This is a genomic window from Acinetobacter sp. MD2(2019) (assembly GCF_035615615.1).
Lineage (GTDB): Bacteria > Pseudomonadota > Gammaproteobacteria > Pseudomonadales > Moraxellaceae > Acinetobacter.
On record NZ_VTDU01000013.1, the window covers coordinates 45,559 to 69,719 of the forward strand.

Annotated in this window: 28 protein-coding genes and 1 tRNA gene; 22 read left to right on the forward strand and 7 right to left on the reverse strand. The window is 39.7% G+C overall.

The window, feature by feature from the left end:
• Positions 1-137 precede the first annotated feature (137 nt).
• From pabC to I2F62_RS08605, 7 genes are all read left to right on the forward strand, one after another.
• Positions 138-977 (forward strand): aminodeoxychorismate lyase, encoded by an 840-nt coding sequence (pabC, locus tag I2F62_RS08575; RefSeq protein ID WP_324626599.1) that lies wholly within the window; start codon positions 138-140, stop codon positions 975-977.
• A complete protein-coding gene (gene mltG, locus I2F62_RS08580; protein ID WP_324626600.1) occupies positions 962-2,032 on the forward strand; it encodes an endolytic transglycosylase MltG in 1,071 nt (356 codons plus the stop codon). Before pabC ends, mltG begins: the two co-directional genes overlap by 16 nt.
• Positions 2,032-2,640 (forward strand): dTMP kinase, encoded by a 609-nt coding sequence (tmk, locus tag I2F62_RS08585; RefSeq protein WP_324626601.1) that lies wholly within the window; start codon positions 2,032-2,034, stop codon positions 2,638-2,640. Before mltG ends, tmk begins: the two co-directional genes overlap by 1 nt.
• A 378-nt stretch (positions 2,641-3,018) precedes the next feature.
• A complete protein-coding gene (locus I2F62_RS08590; protein WP_420713749.1) occupies positions 3,019-3,873 on the forward strand; it encodes an amino acid ABC transporter substrate-binding protein in 855 nt (284 codons plus the stop codon).
• Between the two features lie 70 nt (positions 3,874-3,943).
• Entirely contained in the window at positions 3,944-4,786 is an 843-nt protein-coding gene (locus tag I2F62_RS08595; RefSeq protein WP_324626603.1) for an amino acid ABC transporter permease, read from the forward strand.
• 1 nt (position 4,787) lies between these two features.
• Entirely contained in the window at positions 4,788-5,462 is a 675-nt protein-coding gene (locus I2F62_RS08600) for an amino acid ABC transporter permease (protein ID WP_324626604.1), read from the forward strand.
• A gap of 15 nt (positions 5,463-5,477) precedes the next feature.
• A complete protein-coding gene (locus I2F62_RS08605; RefSeq protein ID WP_324626605.1) occupies positions 5,478-6,221 on the forward strand; it encodes an amino acid ABC transporter ATP-binding protein in 744 nt (247 codons plus the stop codon).
• Positions 6,222-6,271: 50 nt separating this feature from the next.
• Here the strand turns inward: I2F62_RS08605 and I2F62_RS08610 are convergent, their stop codons facing one another.
• Both I2F62_RS08610 and I2F62_RS08615 read right to left on the reverse strand, forming a co-directional pair.
• On the reverse strand, positions 6,272-6,865 hold the full coding sequence (locus I2F62_RS08610) for a uracil-DNA glycosylase family protein (RefSeq protein WP_324626627.1): 594 nt from the start codon (positions 6,863-6,865) through the stop codon (positions 6,272-6,274).
• 42 nt (positions 6,866-6,907) lie between these two features.
• Positions 6,908-7,381, reverse strand: coding sequence for a DUF523 domain-containing protein (locus I2F62_RS08615; protein WP_324626606.1), 474 nt, complete (start codon positions 7,379-7,381; stop codon positions 6,908-6,910).
• 129 nt (positions 7,382-7,510) lie between these two features.
• Between I2F62_RS08615 and I2F62_RS08620 the strand changes: the two genes are divergently transcribed.
• From I2F62_RS08620 to I2F62_RS08665, 10 genes are all read left to right on the forward strand, one after another.
• Positions 7,511-7,963 carry a thioesterase family protein gene (locus I2F62_RS08620; protein WP_324626607.1) on the forward strand — a complete coding sequence of 151 codons (453 nt, stop codon included), beginning with the start codon at positions 7,511-7,513 and terminating at the stop codon, positions 7,961-7,963.
• 207 nt (positions 7,964-8,170) lie between these two features.
• Positions 8,171-9,988 carry a translation elongation factor 4 gene (gene lepA / locus I2F62_RS08625; RefSeq protein WP_324626608.1) on the forward strand — a complete coding sequence of 606 codons (1,818 nt, stop codon included), beginning with the start codon at positions 8,171-8,173 and terminating at the stop codon, positions 9,986-9,988.
• A gap of 20 nt (positions 9,989-10,008) precedes the next feature.
• Positions 10,009-10,872: a signal peptidase I gene (gene lepB / locus I2F62_RS08630; RefSeq protein ID WP_324626609.1), complete on the forward strand. Its 864-nt coding sequence runs from the start codon at positions 10,009-10,011 to the stop codon at positions 10,870-10,872.
• A gap of 24 nt (positions 10,873-10,896) precedes the next feature.
• Positions 10,897-11,274 (forward strand): DUF4845 domain-containing protein, encoded by a 378-nt coding sequence (locus I2F62_RS08635; RefSeq protein WP_324626610.1) that lies wholly within the window; start codon positions 10,897-10,899, stop codon positions 11,272-11,274.
• Positions 11,246-11,947 carry a ribonuclease III gene (gene rnc / locus I2F62_RS08640; RefSeq protein WP_324626611.1) on the forward strand — a complete coding sequence of 234 codons (702 nt, stop codon included), beginning with the start codon at positions 11,246-11,248 and terminating at the stop codon, positions 11,945-11,947. The genes I2F62_RS08635 and rnc overlap by 29 nt, the downstream gene beginning before the upstream one ends.
• Positions 11,948-11,949: 2 nt before the next feature.
• Positions 11,950-12,969 (forward strand): GTPase Era, encoded by a 1,020-nt coding sequence (gene era, locus I2F62_RS08645; protein ID WP_324626628.1) that lies wholly within the window; start codon positions 11,950-11,952, stop codon positions 12,967-12,969.
• Positions 12,970-12,982: 13 nt separating this feature from the next.
• Positions 12,983-13,171: an NF038104 family lipoprotein gene (locus I2F62_RS08650; protein ID WP_324626612.1), complete on the forward strand. Its 189-nt coding sequence runs from the start codon at positions 12,983-12,985 to the stop codon at positions 13,169-13,171.
• Between the two features lie 8 nt (positions 13,172-13,179).
• Entirely contained in the window at positions 13,180-13,890 is a 711-nt protein-coding gene (gene recO / locus I2F62_RS08655; RefSeq protein ID WP_324626613.1) for a DNA repair protein RecO, read from the forward strand.
• Between the two features lie 14 nt (positions 13,891-13,904).
• Complete coding sequence (gene pdxJ / locus I2F62_RS08660) at positions 13,905-14,633, forward strand: pyridoxine 5'-phosphate synthase (protein ID WP_324626614.1); 729 nt, start codon at positions 13,905-13,907, stop codon at positions 14,631-14,633.
• Positions 14,634-15,284: a tRNA-(ms[2]io[6]A)-hydroxylase gene (locus tag I2F62_RS08665; RefSeq protein ID WP_324626615.1), complete on the forward strand. Its 651-nt coding sequence runs from the start codon at positions 14,634-14,636 to the stop codon at positions 15,282-15,284. It abuts the gene before it with no gap.
• 49 nt (positions 15,285-15,333) lie between these two features.
• Here I2F62_RS08665 and I2F62_RS08670 read toward each other — a convergent pair whose 3' ends face one another.
• Both I2F62_RS08670 and I2F62_RS08675 read right to left on the reverse strand, forming a co-directional pair.
• Positions 15,334-15,678 (reverse strand): hypothetical protein, encoded by a 345-nt coding sequence (locus I2F62_RS08670; protein ID WP_324626616.1) that lies wholly within the window; start codon positions 15,676-15,678, stop codon positions 15,334-15,336.
• A 177-nt stretch (positions 15,679-15,855) separates the two neighbouring features.
• Positions 15,856-15,931 (reverse strand) — tRNA-Asn (locus I2F62_RS08675).
• 229 nt (positions 15,932-16,160) lie between these two features.
• Between I2F62_RS08675 and I2F62_RS08680 the strand changes: the two genes are divergently transcribed.
• Positions 16,161-16,589, forward strand: coding sequence for a hypothetical protein (locus I2F62_RS08680; RefSeq protein ID WP_324626617.1), 429 nt, complete (start codon positions 16,161-16,163; stop codon positions 16,587-16,589).
• A 64-nt stretch (positions 16,590-16,653) separates the two neighbouring features.
• Here the strand turns inward: I2F62_RS08680 and I2F62_RS08685 are convergent, their stop codons facing one another.
• Positions 16,654-17,886: a pyridoxal phosphate-dependent aminotransferase gene (locus I2F62_RS08685; protein ID WP_324626618.1), complete on the reverse strand. Its 1,233-nt coding sequence runs from the start codon at positions 17,884-17,886 to the stop codon at positions 16,654-16,656.
• Positions 17,887-18,134: 248 nt separating this feature from the next.
• Here I2F62_RS08685 and I2F62_RS08690 point away from each other — a divergent pair, with 248 nt between their 5' ends.
• Positions 18,135-18,302: a hypothetical protein gene (locus tag I2F62_RS08690; RefSeq protein WP_324626619.1), complete on the forward strand. Its 168-nt coding sequence runs from the start codon at positions 18,135-18,137 to the stop codon at positions 18,300-18,302.
• A gap of 26 nt (positions 18,303-18,328) precedes the next feature.
• On the opposite strand, the gene I2F62_RS08695 is transcribed toward I2F62_RS08690, so the two are convergent.
• A complete protein-coding gene (locus I2F62_RS08695; RefSeq protein WP_324626620.1) occupies positions 18,329-19,777 on the reverse strand; it encodes a sensor domain-containing diguanylate cyclase in 1,449 nt (482 codons plus the stop codon).
• 135 nt (positions 19,778-19,912) lie between these two features.
• Positions 19,913-20,698, reverse strand: coding sequence for a hypothetical protein (locus I2F62_RS08700; RefSeq protein WP_324626621.1), 786 nt, complete (start codon positions 20,696-20,698; stop codon positions 19,913-19,915).
• A gap of 216 nt (positions 20,699-20,914) precedes the next feature.
• On the opposite strand from I2F62_RS08700, the gene uvrB reads away from it, so the two are divergent.
• The 3 genes from uvrB to I2F62_RS08715 form a co-directional block, all read left to right on the forward strand.
• Complete coding sequence (gene uvrB / locus I2F62_RS08705; protein WP_324626622.1) at positions 20,915-22,933, forward strand: excinuclease ABC subunit UvrB; 2,019 nt, start codon at positions 20,915-20,917, stop codon at positions 22,931-22,933.
• Positions 22,934-23,113: 180 nt separating this feature from the next.
• Positions 23,114-23,653 (forward strand): lipocalin family protein, encoded by a 540-nt coding sequence (locus I2F62_RS08710; protein WP_324626629.1) that lies wholly within the window; start codon positions 23,114-23,116, stop codon positions 23,651-23,653.
• Between the two features lie 93 nt (positions 23,654-23,746).
• A partial coding sequence (locus tag I2F62_RS08715) for an EamA family transporter (protein WP_324626623.1) occupies positions 23,747-24,161 on the forward strand: 415 nt, incomplete at its 3' end.

Genomic DNA, 24,161 nt, shown 5'->3' on the forward strand with positions numbered 1-24,161 from the left:
AGCATACGATAAGTGTTAAATCTAAAAAAATAATAATAAATGAAATGTATATGAATAAATGAGAAAAAGGAAACGAAAAAATATCGCCCCAATTCGTTTTAAACTAAGCCATAAAATCAATTGCTTGGCTCGCTTTTATGATCTGTTATAAAAATGGTGAAATCCAAAGGTCTATCGCCGTACAAGATCGCGCATTTCATTATGGGGATGGCTGCTTTACCACAGCAAAGGTTGTGCATGATCAAGTGCAACTGTGGTCAAAGCACTTAAAGCGTTTGCAGAGCGCATGCGAAAAACTCAAATTGTCGTGTGATTTGGCTGTCATTCAGCAGAGCTTAAAGCAATTAAAAGCCACCCAAGCAGAGGCATTGAACGGCAGTTTAAAAATTGTGATTAGCCGAGGTGAAGGGCAACGTGGTTATGCGTTTCCCGACCATGCTGCGGATATTTGGCTATTTTTTTATCCAAGTACAATTGAACAGGGGGTATGTGAAAGTATTATTGATCAGGTTGAACTTTTAGATTTACGCATGGGCTTAACCATGCCGGAATTGGTGGGCATAAAAAGTTTAAACCGCTTAGAACAAGTCATGTTAAAACAAGAAGCATCCTCTAAAGGTTTAACTGAAGCGTTGGTCGCCGACGTAAACGATTCGATTGTTGAAGGGATAAGCAGTAATTGTTTTATGCGTGTGAATAATCGCTGGATTAGCCCTAATCTTGGTTATAATGGCGTGCATGGGGTAATGCGTGCGGAAATTTTAGCCCGTATGCAGCAGTTAGATATTGCATGTTTTGAAGAAACTATCACAATAGCGCAGCTTTCACAGGTGGATGTGCTGTTTTTTTGTAATGCCTTACATCCAATGCAAATAGCCGCGCATTTCAATGGGCGAAAATTATGTACCGAACCTGCACAAACATTATTTAAGCAACTTCAACTGAATCAGATAGACGGATTATGGCTCAACCAGTAAAAAGAAAAGCGGCAAAAAAACAGTCGAAAGCACCATTTTCTAAAGGAAAAGGGTTGCTGGTTATTTTGCTTATTGTGCTGATGGGCTTGTTTTGGATCGGTTCGATAAGTTTATGGAAAACGTACCCGATTCAAGGGGAGCGTCAGCTTATTTCGGTCAATAACGGTGAAACCTATACGCGATTTATTGACAGCTTAGCCAAAGAAAATAAGGTCAAGCTGCCGATTGTGCTCAAAATCTATCAAAAATTCATGATTCACGATTCGCTGAAAGCCGGCGTTTATGAAGTTCGCCGTGGTATGAGCGTTCGCCAAGTTTTAAATATGATGTCGAATGCTGAAAATGCGCAAATGAATCGAATTTTGGTGATTGAAGGCACCACCTTTAAACAGCTGATTGAACGACTACAGCAAGACCCCTTGGTCGATAAAACCGTGGTGAATTTACCTACCTCAGAAATGGTTCAGGCCTTAGGTATTCCGTATGCGCATTTAGAAGGGTTATTTGCCCCAAATACGTATTTTTATAATAAGGGCGAGTCAGATAAAAAAATTCTGCTTGATCTGTATCATCATCAAATGGAAAATTTAGATGCCGCATGGGCTGCGCGTGCACCGAATTTACCGTATAAAAATAAATATGAAGCACTGACCATGGCTTCAATTATTGAAAAAGAAACCAGTTTAGATAAAGAGTTACCTCAAGTGGCAGGGGTGTTTGTTCGCAGACTACAACAAGGTATGCGCTTACAAACAGATCCGACCGTCATTTATGGCATGGGCGAGCGTTATCAGGGTAAATTAACCAAAGACGATTTACGTACACCAACAGCCTATAATACCTATACCATGGCCGGATTACCTCCAACACCGATTGCGTTGGCTGGTAAAAAAGCCATTCAAGCGGCTTTACATCCCGACCAATCGAATAATATTTATTTCGTTGCAACCGGCAATGGCGGTCATACCTTTACTGCAAACTTAGAGGATCATAATCGCGCCGTGCAACAATATTTAGCTGTTTTAAGAGCCAAGAAAAGTGGAGCTACACCATAATGTTTATAAGTTTTGAAGGTACAGAAGGTGTAGGTAAAAGCACGTTAATTCGCAAATTACATGCACATTTTTTAAATTTAAATCATGATGTTGTATTAACCAGAGAGCCGGGTGGTACGCCATTGGCGGAAAAAATTCGGTCGATGTTGCTTGCAGTCGATAATGATGAAAGCATGAGTGCAGACACCGAACTTTTATTAATGTATGCGGCAAGAAGCCAACATTTAAACCAAGTGATTTTACCGGCATTGTCGGCAAATAAAATTGTTTTAACTGATCGCTTTTGTGATGCCAGTTTTGCCTACCAAGTCAAAGGGCGGGGACTAGACCAAAATAAACTTGAGCTACTCAACCAAAACTTTGTTACACGCTTACCCGATATCACCTTTTGGTTAGATGCACCCATTGAAATGGGCATGGCGCGTGCACGAGAACGTGGCGCACTCGACCGTTTCGAGCAAGAAAAAATGGAATTTTTTAACAAAGTGCGCGCGGGATATCAATATTTATATGAGCAATATCCACAACGAATCATTCGTTTAGATGCTACGCAAAATGAAGAACAAGTTTTTCAGCAAGCCTTGCGTGCACTAAATCAAACAGACTGAAACAAAAACAAACAGTTTTGCTAAAAACGCTCTTTAATTGGGCGTTTTTTATTTTTAGCGATAAATACGGAATGTGAAGATTGAAAAAATGACGATGGATGCTCAATAGAGTTTGAAATTTTGCGCTAAAATTAGACAAAAGTCGTATGCGCTTGGTTTTTAGTTCACACTTGTTCGTAAATTGATTATAAATCTAGCATTAGTAATTCGAAAAAATAAATATTACTAAATAATGGTTGGCATGTTATTTGCCTTATAAAAAGTAGAATCGTTTTAGCCAGAGTAACAAATCTATCTGGATATAAATGGTTAAAACAATGACTAATCACGGAGTGAATCATGAAAATTTCTTCTAAATCAGTACTTGCTTCTGCACTAATGTTTTGTGCAATTGGCGGAGCGACTCAAGTTCAGGCAGCAGACACTTTAGCTAAAATTAAAAGTTCTGGCAAAATTGTGATTGGGCATCGTGAATCTTCAGATCCAATTTCATATGTTGTTGCGGGTAAGCCGGTCGGTTACGCAATTGATATTTGTAATAATGTTGCAAATGAAATTAAAAAAGAATTGAAAATGCCAAACTTAAAAGTTGAATATAAGGCAGTCACTTCTTCAACGCGAATTCCTGAATTGCTTTCTGGTAATATCGATATGGAATGTGGCACAACCACAAACTCAATTCAACGTCAGCAACAAGTTTCCTTCTCAACCAACTACTATGCAACCGAAGTGCGTATGGCTGTTAAAGCCGGTACAAGCATTAAAAGTATTGGTGACCTAAATGGTAAAGCGGTTGTGACTACACAAGGCACAACGTCTGATAAATACATTAAAATGAATGAAAAAGGTCAGTCTGTAAAAGTACAAAACGTATATGGTAAAGACCATGCCGACTCTTTTGCAATGTTGGCGTCAGGCCGTGCCGCAGCGTTTGTGATGGATGATAATATTTTAGCAGGCTTAATTGCCAAATCTTCAAATCCAAAGAGTTTTGCCATTGTTGGGCCAGTGTTATCTTCTGAACCATATGGAATTATGTTGGCTAAAGGCGATGCACCTATCAAAGCGGTGGCTGACCGTGTCGTAACCAACATGTGGAAATCTGGTCAAATGGACAAGCTGTATAAAAAATGGTTTGAATCTCCAATCCCACCAAAAAATACCAACCTAAATATGAAGCCAAGTGCATCATTCAATAAATTAAAAGCGCGCCCAACTGACGCTGGTATCTAATTTGCCATTTTAATAACGCTGATCATTCACGCTGTGAGTGATCAGGTTTTTGTTTTTATGAGGAGCATTTATGTCTCTTGGCTCATTAAATTGGACTTCGTTCTGCTTAGCATCCAATGAATACAGCGTCGATAAAGCACAATGGGCAGAAACGATTTGTCAGCATATTGGTGGTAGTAATTATTCCACGTTTGCTGAAGCACCAACATGGTTACAAATGCTTGGAAATGGTGTCTTGACCATGGTGTGGACGGCATTAGTATCTTTTGTTATTGCTTTTTTATTGGGTTCGGTGTTGGGGGTTATTCGTACTTTGCCGAATAAGCCATTGGCTGCAATTGGCAATACTTATGTTGAAATCTTCCGAAATATTCCATTGATTGTTCAATTGTTTTTCTGGGCATTCGTCTTCCCTGAGTTTTTACCGCATAGTTTAAGCCCAGGTAGTGGTGAAATTGTTGCGGGTGGATGGTGGAAAGGTATTCTGAATCAACATCCTGCAATTATTGGGGTTATGGCGCTTGGCTTATATACGGCAGCACGTATTTCTGAACATATTCGCGCAGGGATTTTAACTGTTTCGCGCGGTCAAAAATTTGCTGCTTCTGCAATGGGATTTACCACAGCACAAAGCTATCGCTATGTAATTTTACCTGTAGCATATCGAATTGTTTGGCCAACGCTCACTTCTGAATCAATGAACATCTTTAAAAACTCAGCCGTTTTATATGCGTTGAGTGTACTTAATTTCTTTGCTTATACTAAAACCATGCGTGAAGAAACTTCGCAAGATGTGGTCATTTTGATTCTTTCTACACCAGTATATTTAATCATTACCTACACGATTAAAGGCGTGATGGCTTGGATTGAAAAGCGCATGAGTGTGCCTGGATTAGGCTCGGGAGGTAAATAATATGGATTATAGTATATTACATCCTGATGTGATTCAGACCTTATTAAAAGGCTTGCAGTTTACGCTGACCGTGACCGTACTCGCTATGATTGGCGGGATTTTGATTGGTACGCCGCTGGCGATGATGCGCTTGTCAAATAACGTAATTGCGCGGAATTTTTCAAAACTGTATGTGGATTGTTTTCGGGGTATTCCACTCATTCAAGTCATTTTTATTTTTTACTTTTTATTACCTAAAGTTTTTCATTTTCAGTCAGATACTTATTACGGTCCATTGTTTTCAAGTGTGGTCACATTTGCGGTATTTGAAGCAGCATTCTTCTCTGAAATTGTGCGTTCAGGAATCCAATCGGTGTCTAAAGGGCAGGTCTTTGCTGGCTACGCTTTGGGATTTACCTATGGGCAATCGATGCGTTATGTGGTGTTGCCACAAGCATTTCGCAATATGATTCCTGTCTTACTGACCCAAACCATTATTTTATTCCAAGATGTTTCATTGGTTTATGTGATTGGTGCGCCAGACTTCTTAGGTAATGCAGACAGCTTAGCCAATACGTATGGACCAGAAACAAAAGCAACATTCTATCTTATTGTTGCCGTGGTTTATTTTTGTATTTCTTTCTTCTTATCTAGATTAGTTAAGAGCTTACAGCAAAAAGTAGCCATTATTCGCTAAATTGAGGATATCAAAATGCCGATGATCGATATACAACACATTTCTAAATGGTATGGTGATTTCCGTGTTTTAACAGACTGCTCTACATCAATTGAAAAAGGCGATGTTGTTGTTGTATGTGGCCCTTCAGGTTCAGGGAAATCTACTTTAATTAAAACTGTTAATGCACTTGAGCCATTCCAAAAAGGCGAAATTATTGTTGATAATGTGTCATTAACCGATCCTAAAACGGATTTAGCCAAATTTCGTTCACGTGTGGGAATGGTATTTCAACATTTCGAACTTTTCCCACATATGACTGTGCTTGAAAATTTAACCATTGCACAAATTAAAGTTCTTAAGCGTAATTTAACCGATGCACGTGCCAAAGCGACACAATATTTAGAGCGTGTTGGTTTGTTGGCGCATAAAGATAAATTTCCGGGGCAACTTTCGGGTGGTCAGCAACAACGTGTGGCGATTGCGCGCGGCTTGTGCATGGACCCAATTTGTATGTTGTTTGATGAGCCGACATCTGCGCTAGATCCAGAAATGGTTGGCGAAGTGCTTGATGTGATGGTGCAACTTGCAAACGAAGGCATGACCATGATGTGCGTAACTCATGAAATGGGCTTTGCAAAAAAAGTATCTAATCGCCTGATTTTTATGGATCAAGGTGAGATTTTAGAAGATTGTGCAACCTCTGAATTTTTCGGAAACCTAGATGCACGGCATGAACGTGCCAAATCTTTCCTAGAAAAAATTCAAGCGGTGCATTAATTCGCTGTAATGCTTTCAATAAAACCCCTTTTAAAGTTAAGAGGGGTTTTTTAATTGAGCATACCTATATTTCTAAAAAACTCGGCATAACATTCGGCCTTCTTTTCTAAAGCCAGCGGATAGGCTCTTGAGCTTGAAGGTAAGCGATACAATTGTAATGCTTTCTGTTTTAATTGCGCTTGTGATGCTTGGTTCAGTGTGGGTTTGGGGGTGTCTGGGCTAAAATTAAGCATCAGCGTGTTTGTTGCTTTTTCACCTGTGGTCATAATGCTGTGGCAAGCGGGAATTTTTTCTAAGATTTCGATGAGTGGACTGGGCGTCACTACCTCTAAAAACTGATCAGACGCATTGCCTTTTTGCCGAATCACTTGATAGGCGGTATCGTAAATGGCAATGCCGTAATATTCTAGAAAAGCTTTAATCTCGGTTAATTTAAATTGTTTATTGGTTAAATCTAAGAATTGGTTTTTATCCTGAAAAAACAGTAAGCCCATAATTCTCCACATATCGTTTTGAAAATTTGGATAATAAAAATCCATTTTCCATTTACTTTGTGGCGGTGGAAAGCTACCAAGCATTAAAAGCTGTGCATTTATGGGTAAGAATGGTGGTAGAGGGTGAGTTTCAATTTGTTGCTCGGAAATAATGTGGTTATTTTCTTTATTTTTCAAAATCTATTCATCCGTTTAATCGAGTGGATGTTGGTCAAGCCATGTTGGAAGCTCATGCTCTGAAATCACTTGAAAGCCATGCTGCTGCAATAGCGTAGTTGTGACCCCGAATCCATGGCGTTTCTTTTGCTGAAAATGACCATCATAAATAAATGCTGAACCACATGAAGGGCTATTTTCTTTTAAAACGATACATTGAGGACGAAGTTTTTGTACATAATGTAAGGTCTTTTTTGCACCGTCTAGGTACATGGCGGTGACATCTTGGCCTGAAGAATCTACAACTTTTGCATCACCATTTAATACGTCTGCACCTGTACCATATTGTATTTCAGCTGCAAGTCTTGGCGTGCTAAATCCTCCTAGTAATTCAGGGCATACTGTTTTTACTTTACCTTGTGCAATCAGGGTTGCTAAGAGTGGTGTTAGGCATGATTTTCCATCATAACGAACAGGTTCACCTGCAAGGCAGGCACTGACTAAAATCATAAAATGAATCTCAATTTATTGTATTTGAGTATAGTGTAGTGGTTTGAATATGTGCAGATTTATTTTTATTTGATGCAGGCATTATTTAAATTGGCGTAACATGATTGTTTAGGTTTTGATGGAAAAATTATGAGTCAGGTGTTTGATTTACAGGTACAAATATTGCCTGAACATTTGGATGAATTAGGGCAAGTCCAGCAGATGGCTTATTTAGCATGGATGCAGCAGATTGCACAGGCGCATTCAACACATTTAGGCTTAAGTTTAGAAATATTCCAACAATTAAAGCATGCCATGGTGGTAGTTGAGCAGCATGTGCAATATCGTAAAGCTGCCTTTTTAGCAGATCAACTGATACTTCGAACATGGGTTTCTAAAACAGATTCTATGCATAGTTATCGCGATTATGCGTTGTATCGTGCCAAAGATGCAGCAATTATTTTAGTCGGGACCACTAAATGGGCATGCGTAGAACTAAGCACGGGACGACCAAAACGCATGTCGCCAACATTTATTCAGGCCTATAGCGCATTATCCGAACAAGTGAATCCATTCGACTTTACTGAAAACACAGATTTTTAAATAATCATCAAAAAAATTGTTGGCGAATAACGTGCTGTAATTTTAAAAAATGGTGGATTTATATGCTTGTGCGCTGTGTTTGTGCAAAGGATAAAATATTTTGCGCCTTGATCTTACGCTTCTGCTATAATTCACGACAATTTTGTTAAACCGTTTGGTTCATTGCTTTTTATAAGCCAATGACGTTTTATTTTCTCAAGGTAACCCATGGCGCAAGCTAAAAAATCCGTAGATATTAAAAATATTCGCAACTTTTCTATTATTGCGCATATCGACCACGGCAAGTCGACTTTGGCCGACCGTTTTATTCAAATGTGTGGTGGTCTGCAAGATCGTGAAATGCAAGCTCAGGTCTTGGATTCTATGGAGCTTGAGCGTGAACGTGGTATTACCATTAAAGCCGCGTCTGTGACCTTATATTACACGCATCCAAATGGTCAAGAGTATCAGCTTAACTTTATTGACACTCCGGGGCACGTCGATTTCTCCTATGAAGTATCACGTTCGCTTGCTGCCTGTGAAGGTGCGTTGCTTGTAGTAGATGCTGCACAAGGCGTAGAAGCACAATCAGTTGCAAACTGCTATACCGCAATTGAGCAAGGCTTAGAAGTTTTACCTATTTTAAATAAAATTGACTTGCCACAAGCAGAACCTGAACGCGTTATTCACGAAATTGAAGAAATTATTGGCATTGAAGCAACAGACTCACCAACGTGTTCAGCTAAAACTGGTTTAGGTGTTGAAGGCGTACTTGAGCGTTTGGTCGATGTGATTCCTGCACCTGAAGGCGACCGTGAAGCACCGCTACAAGCGTTAATTGTTGACTCATGGTTCGACAACTATTTGGGCGTCGTGTCTTTGGTGCGTATTAAGCAAGGTCGTATCCGTAAGGGCGACAAAATGCTGGTGAAATCGACAGGGCAAGTTCATCCTGTAACTTCTGTCGGTGTGTTTAATCCAAAACATACCGAAACCGATATTCTTGAAGCAGGTGAAGTTGGCTTTGTCATTGCAGGGATTAAAGATATTTTTGGTGCGCCCGTCGGTGATACCATCACATTATCTTCAACGCCTGAAGTTGCAACTTTACCCGGTTTTAAAAAGGTAAAACCTCAGGTTTATGCGGGTTTGTTCCCAATTGACGCGAGCGACTTCGAGCCGTTCCGTGAAGCATTACAAAAACTACAAATTAACGATTCCGCTTTGTTCTTTGAACCTGAAAGTTCAGATGCGCTAGGTTTTGGTTTCCGTTGTGGCTTCTTAGGCATGCTACATATGGAAATCGTACAAGAGCGTTTAGAGCGTGAGTACGATCTAGACTTAATTAGCTCTGCGCCAACGGTGATTTATGAAGCCGTGACTAAAAAAGGCGACACGATTTACATCGACAGTCCATCAAAAATGCCCGACGGCAGTACGATTGAAGATTTACGCGAGCCTATTGCAGAATGTCATATCTTAGTTCCTCAAGAATACTTGGGTAATGTAATGACATTGTGTATTGAACGTCGTGGTGTGCAAAAAGACATGAAGTTCTTGGGCAACCAAGTTTCAGTGACTTTTGAAATTCCAATGGCTGAAGTGGTGATGGATTTCTTTGATAAATTAAAATCATGTTCGCGTGGTTTTGCATCGTTAGATTACAACTTCGTGCGTTTTGAAAGCTCATCTTTAGTGAAAGTTGATGTATTGATTAACAGCGAAAAAGTCGATGCGTTGGCGATGATTTGTCACCGTCAAGATGCGCGACATCGTGGAATTGCTTTGGTTGAAAAAATGAAAGATTTGATTCCACGTCAAATGTACGATGTTGCTATTCAAGCAGCGATTGGCGCACAAATTATTGCCCGTTCAACTGTAAAAGCAATGCGTAAGAATGTATTGGCAAAATGTTACGGTGGTGATGTTTCGCGTAAGAAGAAATTGCTTTCGAAACAAAAAGAAGGTAAGAAACGCATGAAGCAAGTGGGAAGCGTTGAAATTCCACAAGAAGCTTTCTTAGCGGTATTGAAAGTCGATCGATAAACCACCATTAGGATACCCCCATGGATTTTGATTTTAATTTAATCCTCGTTCCCGTAACGATTGTTTTATTCTTTATTTGGCTGTTGGATAAGTTGAAACTTAAACAGCGCCAAACAAGAGGACGGGGTAATGAACATTTTGTCATTACATGGGCGTATGACTTTTGGCCGGTGCTTGCGGTTGTATTAATTTTGCGCTCATTTTTATATGAGCCATTTAATATTCCATCAGATTCTATGGTGCCTACCTTAGAAACCGGTGATTTTATTTTGGTGAATAAGTTTAATTACGGGATTCGTTTGCCTTTGCTTAATCAGAAAGTGATTAATGTGGGCGAGCCTGAACGTGGCGATGTAATTGTGTTTCGTTATCCACTCGATCCGAAAATCAGTTATATCAAACGTGTTGTGGGTTTACCGGGCGATCATATCAGTTACCGTAATGGCTTGCTCACCATTAATGGTCAAACCCTTGCGGAAACAGCAACGCAATTTAATCGCGAAAAAGACAAGTTATCTTCTTTTGCACCGTTATATACCTATGAGACTTTAGGTACACATAAACATCTTGTTCGTCATTTAGAGGGACGCGATCCTTTGGTCGAGCAATATAATTATGCTGTGTCTGCTAATCAAGCAAGTGCAGTACCGTTTGTTGCAAGTGCGAATCAAACATTCGTGCAAAGTGAAGGTAAGGCATGGGAAGTTACGGTTCCAAAAGGACATTATTTTGCAATGGGCGATAACCGCGATGAAAGTGCAGACAGTCGCTTCTGGGGTTTTGTGCCTGAAGAAAACTTAACAGGCCGTGCATTTTATGTTTGGATGCATAAAGAACCAGGATTACATCTTCCAAGTTTTGGTCGAAATGGTAAAATTGACTAAAATTTAACTTGGATAACAACGATAATGTTGCAAAGTCAGCGTGGTGCTTCAACTTTAGGTTTGGTTTTTGGTGCTTTGGTATTTGTTGCGATTCTAAAAGTCGCATTAATTACATGGCCTGCGTATTGGGATGATTACATCATCAATAAACAGATTGTAGAAACCCTAAAAACTAACGATTCGTCTATTTCTATAGAAACCTACTCAGCGAAAATGGCTGAAAGTTTTAGTCGAAATAATATCGAAGACTTAAAGTTTGCGAGCATTGCCAAAGTTGAACGTAAAGAAGGTCAGTTACAGGTGAAAAAAGATTACGAAGTCCGTCGTCACCTGTTTCTCAATATTGATTTAATACTAAGCTTCGAGAAAAGTTTTGATCAAAGGTCAGTCCAAGCTAAGTAATATGCGCTTAGCTCAACAAATTGGTTATCAGTTTCAGCAAGCTGAATTATTGCAGCTTGCTTTAACGCATCGTTCGGTGAGTCATAAATATAATTATGAACGTCTAGAATTTCTTGGAGATTCTTTACTTGGAATGATTGTTGCAAACTATTTATATCATGCCTATCCGCATGAAAATGAAGGTCGCTTAACGCGAATGCGTGCAACATTGGTTCGTCAAGAAACTTTAGGCAAAATTGCAAACGATTTGAAACTTAGTCAGTATATGATTTTAAGTATGGGAGAATTGAAGTCGGGTGGACATCACCGCGAATCTATTCTTGCCGATACTGTTGAAGCCATTATTGGTGCAATTTATCTAGATTGTAACGATTTAGAAAAATTAAAAACCATTGTTTTAAATTGGTATCAGCCGTATTTAAGCCATATTGAACCAACGGATCAGTTAAAAGATCCAAAATCACGCTTGCAAGAATTTTTACAAGCACACAAAAAGCCTTTGCCAATTTATGAGGTGACGGACATCCAAGGTGATGCACCAAATCAACACTTTAAAGTGGTGTGTAAAGTGGATGCTTTGCCGGTTGCCCTAGGTGAAGGAAGTAGTCGTCGTTTTGCAGAGCAAGCAGCGGCTGCTGAAATATTGAAGTTATTGGAGCAAAAAACAGCATGACGATGTCATCTGATCAGCATGATGATCAAAATGTGAACCCAGAAGAACCAAACTTAATTGATTCGTTCTTTAAGTCACAAGGTACAATAATTCCAGCGGATTTTAAAAGTGGATTTGTTGCAATCGTTGGTCGTCCAAACGTAGGTAAATCGACATTAATGAACCACTTGTTGGGACAAAAATTGTCGATTACTTCGCGTAAGCCGCAAACAACACGCCATAAAATTATTGGTATTGATTCGCGCGAGAAGTCGCAAGCCGTTTATGTGGATACTCCGGGTATGCACAAAAAAGAAGTGCGTGCGATTAATAAAATGATGAACCGTGCTGCACATTCAGCATTGCGTGATGTGAACTTGGTTCTTTTTGTGGTTGATGCACAAAAATGGACTCAGAACGATGAGCTTGTTTTGGAAAAGTTACAAAATGCCGATATGCCAGTGATTTTGGTGATCAATAAACTAGATACCTTTGAAAATAAAAATCAAGCATTGCCACTCATTCGCGAACGCGCAAAATTGATGAATTTTGCCGAGATTGTGCCAGTTTCGGCATTGCGTGGTGCAAATTTAGATCATTTACGTGACGTTATTGAAAAATATTTGCCATTTTCACAGCCATTATATTCATTTGACCAAGTGACAGACCGTTCAGAGCGTTTCTTGGCCAGTGAAATTATTCGTGAAAAAATCATGCGTCAGTTGGGTGAAGAGCTGCCTTATGACTTAACGGTGCAAATTGAATCGTTCAAAACTGAAGATGCAATAGTCAATGAAAAAACTGGCCGCTTAAAACCTGCCTGTACTTATATTGATGCCACTATTTTTGTCGATCGTCCGGGGCAAAAAGCCATTGTGATTGGTGATAAAGGCGCAAAGCTGAAAAAAATTGGTATGGATGCGCGTGTCGACATGGAAAAAATGTTCGAGCAAAAGATCATGCTTACGCTTTGGGTGAAAGTGAAAGGCGGCTGGTCTGATGATGAGCGCGCACTGAAAAGTCTAGGTTATAGCGACATCTAAAAGAGAAAATTACATGACAGTCATAATTCGTTGCATTGCTGTGCTTGGTTGCCTTGTGTTACTGCAAGGTTGTATTACCAAAATTGTGACTGTTCCTGTAAAGGTGGCCTATAAAACAACCAAAGGGGTGGTGAAAGGCACAGCTGCTGTTGTGCGTGCGGTCACCCCCGATGGCGATGACCACGACAAAAAACAAGATTAAGAATTGATATGCGCAATGAGCTTTTGCAAGGGTATTTAATCCATCATCGTAAATATCGTGAAAAAAGTCATATTGTGCATCTATTTACCCAAGAACATGGACGGGTAGATGGAATATTGCGTCAAACGCCGCCACCGCAGTTTCAACCTATTCAGATTCAAGCATCTGGGAAATCAGAACTTAAAAATTTTAGTAAACTAGAAATTCAGCAACAGCCTATTTTTTTTCATGGGGATGCTTTTTTTTGTGGTTTTTACCTGAACGAAATTATTTTACGTTTATGCCCATTAGAAGAAAGTTTGCCGCAAACTTTTCAACAATACGCAATTTGTTTGGCGCAATTACAACATTTGTCTAATCAAAGTAATCCATCGCAATTTTTAAAACAAATTCTAAGACAATTTGAACATGCCTTATTGCAAGATTTAGGTTATCCCATCGACTTTGCAGTAGATGCGCATCAAAATCCAATTTTATCCGAGCGGCATTATCAGTTTCATATGAATGAAGGTTTTTTGCCCGAAATTAAAATGACAACGGCAACTTTAAGTGGCGAACTCATTTTAAGCATGCAAAATGAACTTCAGGATGGGGAATTTAATTCAAAGCAGTTACAATGCTTAACCAAACTTTATCGACAGATGATTACATCTTTATTGGGCGAGCGACCATTAAAAAGCCGTCAATTATGGGTGCAACATCGTCACATTCAAGGCTAAATAGGAACAATGCTATGGCTGTTTTACTTGGTGTAAATATTGACCATGTTGCCACTTTAAGACAAGCGCGTGGAACACAGTATCCTGACCCAGTTCAGGCTGCGTTGTTGTGTGAAGAATCGGGTGCAGAGGGCATCACCTTGCATTTGCGTGAAGATCGTCGCCATATTCAAGATGATGATGTACGACGCATGCGTCCTGTTTTAAAGACACGAATGAATTTAGAGCTGGCCGTGACCGATGAAATGGTGGCATTTGCCAAAGAAATTCAACCGCAACATGTTTGTTTTGTGCCCGAGCGCCGCCAAGAATTGACCACAGAAGGTGGATTAGATGTGGTTGGGCAATTAGACAAAGTTAAACAAGCGACGCAAAGTTTGGTGGCAATCGGTTGTGATGTGTCATTATTTATTGATGCCGATTTGAAGCAAATTGATGCAGCTATTGCGTGTGGTGCACCCACCATTGAATTGCACACCGGTGCTTATGCCGATGCACATACGCCAGAACAACAGCAATTTGAATTGCAGCGAATTATTGCCGCAACAGCATATGCGGCTGAAAAAGGTTTAACTGTAAATGCTGGCCATGGCTTGAACTTGCAAAATGTTGCACCCATTGCCGCCATTCCACAGATTCATGAACTCAATATCGGCCATGCCATTATTGCCGAAAGTGTTTTTGTTGGATTAAGTGAAGCTGTTAAACAAATGAAAGATGCAATTGCGCAAGCGAGTCAATAAATGTCTACGATTCAATATGAAGAGCTCATGCAACCTGTCAACGCGTTTTTAGGTTGCTTAACGCCTAAAGCTTGGTTAGATGAAGCACTGAATAACTTAGAATTATTGATGCAAGATCACGCCAATTGTGAAAAAAAAGCTGCGGGCACAGCCATGAATCTGATGTTTCGTTACAGCTTTTTTACCGATTTACAGGTGAAACTCGCGCAATTGGTTCGCGAAGAAATGCTGCATTACGAGCAAGTGCTTGAGTTTATGAATAAGCGTGGCCAAGAATGGAAGGCGGTGAGTGCAGGGCGTTATGCCGGTGAGTTACGTAAAGAAGTGCGAACTTATGAACCTGAAGCACTGATTGATGTATTAATTATTGGTGCCTTTGTTGAAGCACGTTCATGCGAGCGTTTTCATGCGCTTTCTTCAATTGTCGATGAAGAATTGGGTCGCTATTATCGCTATTTGCTAAAATCTGAATCGCGTCACTTCGAAGATTATTTGGCTTTGGCATTAGAGGTTGCTCGTACTGCAAAAATGAAAAATCCTGAAGAAGATATTCAGCAACGCATTGAACATATTCGGGCTGTTGAAGCAAAACTAATTTCAACACCTGACGATACGTTCCGTTTCCATAGTGGTGTGCCTGTAGCAGCATAATACTGTACGGAAAATGATAAAAAAGCTCCTAAAAAGGAGCTTTTTTGTTTTAGTGTTTAAGGTCTTCTTTCACGCCTTTTGCGGTATGTTCTACAGCTTCAGCGGTTTTTGCAGTGGCATCTTTAGCCGTTGCTGTGGCTTGGTTTATAGCATCTTTAGAAGTTGCCGTTGCCTGGTCTGTGGCGTGATTAATTTTTGCAGTCGCATCTTTTGTGGCTGCATCAACTTTTGCAGTGGCTTCACTTGCTGCATCTTTAATATCATGCTTGGCTTGTTCTGCAGCTTTATCCAGATGCTGTTCAGTACTGGCACCAGTTTCAGGTGCTTTTTCTTTATTACAGCCGATGAGTACAAAAGGTGTTGCAATGCTGAGTGCGATGAGTAATTTTTTCATATATTTATTCCTGCTATATTCATTTTAAGATGTAGCATCCAAATTTTTGGACTAGAACATATAAACATAAGCAAAATATAAAATAAAAGAGAACTGATGTGGAGTTTTGTAAAATAGAAATTTAATAGTGGTTTTTTAGGCAATAAAAAACCACTTTAAATAAAGTGGCTTTAAATATGGCTCTCCCACCTGGGCTCGAACCAGGGACCTGCGGATTAACAGTCCGTCGCTCTACCGACTGAGCTATGGGAGAATCTGTAGGCGATTATAAAGAGATTTAAAAAGGGGTCAAGCAAATTTTGTATTTTTTGCAGCGAGTGTTTTATATTTAAACAAAAAAGGATTATTTAAAAAAACACTTGTGATAAAAAAATAAAATGGTTTAAATTAATAAGCATATAAAAATTTTGGAATAGCAAGGCTATTCCATGTGTGGATTTAACCCAACTTGCCAGCACAAAATGGCTAAACAGGAGATCGATGTGTCGACCTTATCTATTCAAGATATTTTTTCTAATTTAGAGGGCTATCAAAGCCGCTTTGTCGCCATTCTTGAACACCCAGCACAATATTATCAAGTGGTGGAAGGCGCGAAAATTCAATTTGATGCGATGAGTGAACAAAAAATCTATTTAGGTGATTTGTTACAGTTATGGTTTGCAAAAAGCGCGTGGATAGAAAATGATGCTCAAGCGGCATCGGCAAACAAATTACAGCTTGTGCAACAGACTCAGCGTTCAAGCCAAGATCATCGCTTGTATTTTTTCGCGTTTTTATCGGATCGCTTAAAACCACATTCAATGGCATTGGCATGGTCTGAACGGGAACAAGCTGTTGTTACTGTGAATTTACAGCAAACATGGTTGTATTATTTAAGCTTTATTGCTTTGACGCGTCCCAAACACAGTTGATAAGCCATCATTTTTGCATAAAAAAACCTATCCGAAGATAGGTTTTTTTATATTTGACGTTTGATTAAGCCGTTTTTTCAGCTTCAATAGACGCAATTGCAGCATCAACGCCTTCAATTGAATCGGCCGCTTTTTTAATACGCGCCAATGCATCAACCAATACGCTGTCAGCAGTTGCGTAAGAAATACGCATAAAGCCACCTAGGCCGAAAGCATCGCCAGGAACGACTGCAACACCAGTTTCTTCAAGTAACCATTCAGAAAACTCTGTGCAAGACTTTAAGCCTTTTGCGCGAATGAGTGGGCGAATATTGGCATAAGCATAGAATGCGCCATCGGCTGCCAAACATGAAATCCCATTAATCTCATTTAAGCCATTCACCACTAAGTCATGACGGCGTTTGAATGCTTCAATCATTGGCTCTAAAACATCTTGCGGGCCATTTAATGCAGCTTCTGCTGCAACTTGCGAAATTGAAGTTGGGTTAGAGGTTGATTGTGATTGAATTTTTTTCATTGCACCAATCAGTTTTGCAGGGCCAGCCGCATAACCAATACGCCAACCAGTCATTGCATAGGCTTTAGATACGCCATTTAATACAATGGTACGATCGTAAAGGTCGGGCGCAATGGTTGCAATGTTGTAGAACTCATCATCCCAACGAATTGGTTCATACATATCGTCAGAAGCAATATACACTTGAGGATGTTTGCGTAGCACTTCTGCCAACGCTTCAAGTTCTGCTTTGGTGTAGATCATCCCTGTTGGGTTAGATGGACTGTTCAGTACCACTAAACGGGTTTTTTCTGTAATTGCAGCGTCTAATTGCGCAGGTGTGATTTTAAAGCGTTGCTCTTCACCACATTTCACAATAACTGGTGTACCTTCTGCAATAATCACCATATCTGGATAACTTACCCAATATGGTGCAGGGATAATTACTTCATCACCTTTATTTAACAAAGCCAATGCCAAGTTAAAGAAAGATTGTTTGCCACCACAAGACACTAAAATTTGGTTGGCTTGATAGTCTAAATTATTGTCACGTTTGAACTTTGCAATAATTGCTTTTTTGAGGCCTGGCGTACCATCAACAGCAGTATATTTTGTGAAGCCGTTATTGATGGCTTCAATTGCTGCATCTTTGATGTGTTGCGGGGTGTCGAAATCAGGTTCGCCTGCACCTAGACCAATAACATTTTTACCTGCAGCTTTAAGTTCTGCAGCTTTATTGGTTACGGCAAGTGTAGGGGACGGTTTAATGGCATTCACACGATCTGACAGACGTACGTCCACGGCAGTATTCCTTTTTTTGTGAGGGATTAAAAAACAAAATCGCTCTATCTTAACGCAAAATTGCAAACATGCCATCCGATAATTCGATTAATTTTCTTTTCAAAGATTGAATGAAAATCGTGAATTTATGGCTGTACAGGCTAAATTTTGCAATATGAATACGCTTAAATGGACTTTGAGATAAAAAACTCGTCAAAGTTGCAGAAAAGTCTTAAAATAAGGCTGAGTTTGAATTTAGATTTAATGGTATGAATACTTCGAAAACAAAAGTGAAACTTCCGTTTCCTTTGCCAGCGAAAGATGAACAAGACACAAATGACGCGGTGCATAACCAAGTTCGCCCGAAACCCGAGCAATACGCAGATCGGACGTGGATGCCACCTCGTGGCACGCGTCGCTCGATGGGTAAGCGTTAGTAAAAAACAGGCGGATCGCCTGTTTTTTATTGTCTTAAATCGGCTTCAATATTTTCTTTATAATAATTTCGTTTATATAAATACATATGTTCGTCAGCGCGTTTTAATGCTTGCTCTAAAGTTTCGTGCGCGGTGCTGGTGGCATAACCAATCGAAAGGCTAATGGGCAGTCGCGAGTGGAATTGATTGTCAATATTTACCAATTCATAAATGGTATGTAACACACCATCTACATCTTCTTCAGTGGTGTTTGGCATGAGGATAACAAACTCATCACCGCCAATACGTGACGCGCTAAACTTCGTGTCTAAAACCACTTGATTTAAAATCACACCAATTCTGCGTAAAATATCATCGCCGGTGTCGTGGCCGAGAGCATCATTAATGGCTTTGAGTCCATTGAGGTCTAAATAAATACAGGAAATTGAGGAAGGCGCACTGCGTTGAATCCGGTTGACTTCTTCTGTAAAAAAAGTGCGGTTAAAAAGCTTGGTCAGTACATCGTGTTTGCCTAAATATTCTAAATAATTTTCAGCTTTTTTACGGGCAGTAATGTCGGTTAATGCCACTTGTACCAGTTTCCAATTGTCTTCATAACCCGGGAAAACCGTAAATTGCAATAAGACATTTCGAATGGTGCCATCTAAGGCGTAATTGATGGCTTCGCGCTGATGATGAATATTACCTTTCCATAGTTCAATCAGTTGTTCTCGAAAGGTGTGATTCATTTCTTTCGTGAAGACTTTGTGCATATTTTTAAATAAGATTTCTTTATTCGCAGCCTTAAATAAATCTAATGTGGCCTGATTTACATCTAAAATTACAATATCTTGAATGCATTGTTCGATAAAGTCGTGATGAACATCTAAAAAGGTACGAAAATCATCAATTCCCAGCGCTTTTAATTGGTCAATACGTTCTTTAACACGGCTAAAATCTTCTACCCATAACGATGTGGGCGAATAAACAAACATTGACTGTGCAAGCTGACGATTTTTTTGTTCTAAACGTCTGGCATTTTGATAGGCTGAAATGTCTTCTGTGGTGAGTAAAATACGAGATAAATCGTGTTCAAAACCGGGTAAAACGGTGGCTCTCACTTGCACATCAAGGCATTGACCCGTGATGGTGTAGTTAATACTTGTGCTAGTAAATTCGGTTTTACCTTCCCAAAGTGCTGCAAGTTCATAAATGTGAGATGGCAACATTTCTTCTTTAAAAATTAAGTGTAAATTGCTGCATAAATGCGCTTGGTCTTTGGCATGAAAAACTTCTAAAGTTTTTTGATTCACTTTTAAAACTTTAATGCGTTGTGACGATTCGGTAATTTTAGATGGATTATTTTGTAGAAATGTCACCAAATCGGTGATGCCTTGGGCGCGCCATTCATCGAACAGGGCTTTGACCTCACTGAAATCTTCTAACCACATAGGAATGGGCGCAAGGTCAAACACCGATGAATCGATCATGTTCATGTGACATCCAATAAATAATTATTTTTCAATGAATAAAATAAACCCTTTGGTGTTATTGTATGCAAGAAAAAGTAAAGATAAAATACGGCTTGAGTATAATTTTTAAACTTTATTTTTGGCGCATTTAAGCCCAATTCAATGATGAACCTTACGTTTTATTGGGTGTTTAATTTCAAGCTCACCTTTCCATGCGGCAATAAATTCTTGCTCGTTAAATTCATATAATTCCATCAGCGCCAATACGCTGCCACCAAATAAATACCATGCATCGCTATGGGGTGTTAAATTAAATAAAATATTGACTTGTTTTAAAATATCTTCAATTTCATAGTCGCGACGTCGACCGTAATGATCTTCGGGATACGGATTATCTTCTAAAATTTTTAAAGCAACGTGGCGCTGTGCAGAAGATAAGCTGGTTGTTTTTAAGGCTTTGGCATAATCATCCGCCAAAATAACGTTTGATGTGAAAATTTGTTGCAGCATGCTGCTGTCTAAATTTGGAAACAGTGCTGCTGCATTTTTTTCAATATACGGTTTAAATGATTCAGGAAAAATCACATTCGATGAAATGCCACGAAACAGGGGGGCAATATCTGAAGTTTGATAACCGGCCTGACCGCAGCCCAACGCGGTAATAAAATAGGTTGTATGTGGATGTTTTTCGGTATAAATCTTAAAGTCTTCAATGTAGTGCTGAATTTGTGCCAAAGGCATCGGTTGTAAATGCTCATTGAGCGTTGGAATAGAAAAACTTTGCCCAGACCAACCGCGTCCAACGCCCGCCAGTGCGCCAAAAAATTGCTGCGCGATCCGTGCCGCGCCTTCAGAGTGGTCGCCTGCTAAGTTGCCGCCAAAAACAAAAACGGTATTGTCTGCTAAAGTTTTTATAATACTTTCATCATGATATTGATAATTCATGTTCAATTTTTTCCATTGTATTTGTTTATTGGTGGCAGCACGAGGAATGATATGGTTGTAGCATACGGTGTGGAGCATCCTCAACTTTATGGTGCTATTGATTTATCCTATGGTCAAGTAAAAATACTTGAATTCTGTGTGTAATCACCGCATGTATAGAACATATTGGCGTGACATTGTTTGGCGCGAAAATGAAATTAGCCCAGAGAGGAATGTGTGGATAAGCAACCTTTTGATTTAAAAACGAGTTATCAACCCGCTGGCGATCAACCCCAAGCCATTGAACAATTGGTTTCAGGGGTGAAGCGTGGGCTGAAGAATCAATTGTTGCTGGGGGTAACAGGTTCTGGCAAAACATATACCATGGCAAATGTAATTGCCCAGTTACAGCGCCCAACCATTGTGATGGCACACAATAAAACCCTTGCTGCGCAGCTTTATGGCGAATTTAAAGCGTTTTTTCCCAATAATGCGGTTGAATATTTTGTCAGTTATTACGACTATTATCAGCCTGAAGCGTATGTGCCATCGTCAGATACGTTTATTGAGAAAGATTCAGCGATTAATGATCATATCGACCAAATGCGCTTGTCTGCCACACGAGCGTTATTAGAACGCCGAGATGCCATTATTGTTGCGTCAGTTTCAGCCATTTACGGTTTGGGCGATCCGAATGCGTATATGCAAATGCTGCTACATATTGTGCAGGGCGATATCATCCGCCGTGACGACATTATTCGTCGTTTAGTCGAGATGCAATATAACCGTAATGAATTGGATTTTGTGCGCGGGACGTATCGTATTCGCGGGGAAATTATCGATATTTTTCCTGCCGAATCTGACAGTGAGGCGATTCGAATTGAATTATTTGATGATGAAGTCGATTCTATTCGTTGGTTTGACCCATTAACAGGCAAAATGCTGCGCAAAGTGCCGCGCGTGACCATCTATCCTAAAAGTCATTATGTAACGCCAAAAGATAATTTATATCGCGCCATTGATACCATTAAAGATGAATTAAAAGACCAAATCAGCTTTTTTAAAGCCAAAGATAAATTATTGGAGGCGCAACGCATTGAGCAGCGCACACGTTATGATTTAGAAATGATGCAGCAATTGGGCTATACCAACGGCATCGAAAATTATTCAAGACATTTATCTGGTCGGCAGGTTGGAGAAGCACCTCCAACATTATTTGACTATATTCCAGAAGATGCTTTGCTTATTTTAGATGAATCACATGTTACTGTTCCGCAAATTGGCGCCATGTACAAAGGCGACCGTTCACGCAAAGAAAACTTGGTCAATTATGGTTTTCGCTTGCCAAGTGCTTTAGATAATCGACCGATGAAATTTGAGGAATGGGAGCGGATTGTGCCAACAACCCTGTTTGTTAGTGCAACGCCTGCAAAATACGAACTAGAAAAATCGGAGCAAATTGTCGAGCAAGTGGTTCGTCCAACGGGATTAATTGACCCCGAAATAGAAGTTCGTCCAGTACTCACCCAAGTCGATGATGTCCTTTCAGAAATTAATTTGCGCAAAGATTTGAATGAACGGGTGTTGGTCACCACGTTAACCAAACGCATGGCAGAGGACTTAACCGCTTATTTGAAAGAATATGGTGTAAAAGTCGCCTATTTACATTCTGATATCGACACTGTAGAGCGGGTAAAAATTATTCATGAACTACGTACCGGTGTGCATGATGTTTTGATTGGCATTAATTTATTGCGCGAAGGTTTGGATATGCCTGAAGTTTCTTTGGTGGCTATCTTAGATGCCGACAAAGAAGGCTTTTTACGTTCAGAGCGTTCATTAATTCAGACCATTGGACGTGCGGCACGAAATTTAAAAGGTAAAGCGATTTTATATGCCGATGTGATTACCGATTCTATGCAAAAAGCCATAGACGAAACCGCGCGCCGCCGTGAAAAACAGATTCAATTTAACCAAGCGCACGGAATTACCCCAAGAAGTGCTGTGCGTCAGGTCATTAAAGAAATTGATACGGGCGAGGTTTTAACCGAAGATGCTGTTGAACAAGGTTTAGAAAACCAAATTCAGTCACTTACGGCCGATGAACAGCATTTAATTGCAGATCCGAAACTCATGGCGAAACATTTGGCAAAACTTGAAAAAGAAATGTTAAAAGCGTCTAAAGAGTTACAGTTTGAACAGGCTGTAAAAATTCGTGATGAAATGCTTAAACTCAAATCGTATTTAATGCTTTAACATGCGTGATAGACCGATCTTTAATATCGGTGCTGTACATATTATTGGCACAAGTTCAAACTTAATCTGAGCATGACTTTTTGAAAAGATTGCTCAGTTTGGGTTGAATGATTGCTTGGTGAAAATAATAAACGGAGAAATTAAATGGAAAATAAAAACAGATTTTACGCTAAAAAGATCATGCAACTTTGCTTGTCTGCTGCGCTTGGCTTGTCCGCGCTGAGTCTGCAAGCTGCCGAAAAACCAATGCAAACCGTGCCTAAATTACAATTAGACCGCTACTTGGGTGTCTGGTATGAAATTGCACGTAAACCAATGTACTTTGAAAATAAATGCAAACAAAATATTCGTGCAACTTATGGCTTAAATGAAAAGGGCAATGTCACGGTAGAAAACCGCTGTGAGGGTGAAAATAATCAAATACACCGCGCCGTTGGCGAAGCGTTTGTTGTGAATCCACCTGAAAATACAAAATTGAAAGTGAGTTTTTTGCCGAAGGCAATCCGTTGGATACCTATTGCGCGTGGCAATTATTGGGTTTTAAAACTGGATGATCAATATCAAACCGTATTGATTGGTGAGCCTTCGCGCAAATATTTATGGCTGTTGTCGCGTCAGCCCACCATTTCCGAAGCGACTTTTAATGATTATATGAACACTGCACAGAATTTAGGGTATTCCATTCAAGATTTGATTATCACCAAGCAAATACAAAAATAATGTTAAGATATCGCCACTAAAGCTGCGACTGAGCATTTGGCTTAAGTCACAGCGGTTAAGTTTTACTAAAATAAAATGGGTTTGGGGTTGTAGATGGTTAGAGGCATTGTATTTTCTGTATTGGCATCTACAATTTTTGGCTTGTTGTATTTTTATAGCAAATTATTAAATGTTTTTGATGGAACACAGGTTTTTGGCTGGCGAATGATTTCGCTATTGCCCTTTTTAACACTATTTATGTGGTGTACCAAAGATATTCATCTGATTAAAGAAGTTTATCTTCGCTTCAAAAATAATTTGGCTTTTTTCTTGCTTCTAATCATAAGCAGTGCCCTGATGGGGGTGCAACTTTGGCTGTTTTTATGGGCGCCCATGAATGGACGCGGCATGCAGGTGTCTTTGGGCTACTTTTTATTGCCGTTGGTATTGGTTTTGGTGGGAAGTTTATTTTACAAAGAAAAATTATCTAGATTTCAAATGTTAGCCGTTGCTTTGGCCTGTTTAGGTG